The sequence below is a fragment of the Amycolatopsis sp. SID8362 genome (assembly GCF_010550475.1).
GTDB lineage: Bacteria > Actinomycetota > Actinomycetes > Mycobacteriales > Pseudonocardiaceae > Amycolatopsis > Amycolatopsis eburnea.
In genome coordinates this window covers 1-1,791 of sequence record NZ_JAAGNB010000355.1, presented here as the reverse complement: position 1 = coordinate 1,791, position 1,791 = coordinate 1, and the positions used below count along the sequence as shown (strand labels likewise).

Annotated in this window: 2 protein-coding genes and 1 pseudogene; 2 read left to right on the top strand and 1 reads right to left on the bottom strand. The window is 74.9% G+C overall.

Features of this window, described 5'->3' with window-relative positions; genetic code table 11:
- Positions 1 to 544 (bottom strand): annotated as a pseudogene (locus G3I65_RS11740) (transcriptional regulator); the annotation flags it as partial.
- Positions 545 to 752: 208 nt separating this feature from the next.
- Between G3I65_RS11740 and G3I65_RS11735 the strand changes: the two are divergent.
- Together G3I65_RS11735 and G3I65_RS11730 are read left to right on the top strand one after the other, a co-directional pair.
- Complete coding sequence (locus G3I65_RS11735) at positions 753 to 1,214, top strand: hypothetical protein (RefSeq protein WP_225440284.1); 462 nt, start codon at positions 753 to 755, stop codon at positions 1,212 to 1,214.
- A gap of 129 nt (positions 1,215 to 1,343) precedes the next feature.
- Positions 1,344 to 1,791 (top strand): AAA family ATPase (locus tag G3I65_RS11730; protein WP_309235407.1); only part of this gene is annotated, 448 nt, incomplete at its 3' end.

The following is a 1,791-nucleotide window of genomic DNA, read 5'->3' as shown; positions in this document are numbered from 1 at the left end:
CGGCCCGGCCGAGCAGGTCGAGCGCGAGCCGCTCGTCGCCCTTTTCGGCGTACGCCCACGCCTGGTTCGCGCTGAGGATGCTCGCCGCCAGCGCCGAGCCGGCGCGCCGCGCCGCCAGCCTGCCGTGCTGGAACTGGGCCAGCGCCGCGTCGGCGGCCCCGTGGTGCAGGTGGATCCGGCCGCGCCGGTAGCGGATGTTGGCGGCCAGGTCGTCCTGCCCGCAGTGCTCGGCCAGGCTCAGCGCCAGGTCGAGGTGGTGGTGCGCGGCGCCGACGTGGCCGCTGTCGAAGCTCGCCCACGCGGCCAGGTTGTGCAGGTCGGCCACCGCGGCGCACAGGCGTGTCCGCAACGGCTCCGCCACGGACGCGCGGAGCAGCTCGTGCCCGAGGTGGATCCGGACGAGCACCGCGTCGCGGCACATGCCGCCCCCGCCGCGGTAGTCGACCGCCCGCAGCGCCCTGGTCTGTGCTTCCAGCTGCTCGATGTCCCGCGGACCGGGCCGGTCGGGGATCGCCCGGCGGAAGTCGAACTCGGAGTTGGTCATGACGGCTCCCGGCATCACCACTGAGTTGGCCCTAAAGCCTACCCGCCGCGCGCCGTGGTGGCGACCGCCGCGACTGCGGGAAGTAGCCCATCGGGTGCGGTGGGTGATGCGGACAGGTATGGAGTCGGGTACTTGTACGGGTGCGGTGCGTGGCAGGTCCGGAGCAGTCTCGGACGTGCCGCAGAAGTCCGCAGGAGGTTCGGAACCCATGGTGCACGGCCGGCCGCGTCCCCTCCTCCGGGTCGTCACCCCCTCGGACGTCCCGGAGGCGCGGCCGGCCCCCTCTCCCGGCCGCGGCCGGGACCGCTACGCCGACCTCCCCGACCGGCGGCTGGCCGCGATCCTGGCCGCCGAGGACACCGCGGAGGAGCACGGCCTCAGCCCGCACACCCGCAGCACCTGCTACGTCCACCGGTGCTGGACCCACCAGTGCGTCGGCGACCCGCTGCACGTCCTGATCGCCACCGGGCACCGCTGGTGCCGCCGCTGCGAGTGCCCGGTCGACGTCGCCGTCGACGAAACCCCGCCCGGCGCGGTGCACCTGTTCTGCCCGCGCTGCGGCCAGGCGGGCTCGGCGGCGAACCGCGACGTCCGGCAGGCCTGCCGGACGAGCCTGGCCGCGATGCACGGCGGCGACGCGCCGACGCTCTACGGAATCCCGGACGCCTGACGCCCGCGCGTTGCAACCTCCGAGGGGTTCGCATTGACCCGTCCGTGGCGCGCTCCCTACGGTTCACAGGTGGGCAAGGCCGGCACGGGGTGGGAGAGGGGCAACCTGCCTGCGGACACCACGAGTTTCGTGGGACGCAAGGCCGACGTCGCCGAGGTCAAGCAGCTGCTGACGCGGGCGCGGCTGGTCACGCTGACCGGCGTCGGCGGGGTCGGCAAGACCCGGCTCGCCGTGCAGACCGCCGCCGGGCTGTCCCGCGCGTTCCCCAACGGCGTCTGGCTGGTCGAACTCGACGGGCTGCAGGACCCGGCCCTCGTCGCGCACACGGTGCTCGAGGCGCTGGGCGTGCACGACGAAACCGGCCGGAGCCCGGCGGACGTGCTCGCCGAGCACTTGCGGGACCGCCGGACGCTGGTGGTGCTGGACAACTGCGAGCACCTCCTCGACGCGTGCGCCGTGCTGGCCCACGACCTGCTGCGGGCCGCGCCCGGGCTCCGGCTGCTCGCGACCAGCCGGGAACGGCTCGCGCTGGCGGGCGAGCACCTGTGGCCGGTCTCGCCGCTGCCGGTGCCGGAAC

Bases quoted from the DNA above. Each gene is read 5' to 3' on its own strand.
- G3I65_RS11735 (WP_225440284.1), top strand. From the start codon at position 753: ATGGTGCACGGCCGGCCGCGTCCCCTCCTCCGGGTCGTCACCCCCTCG.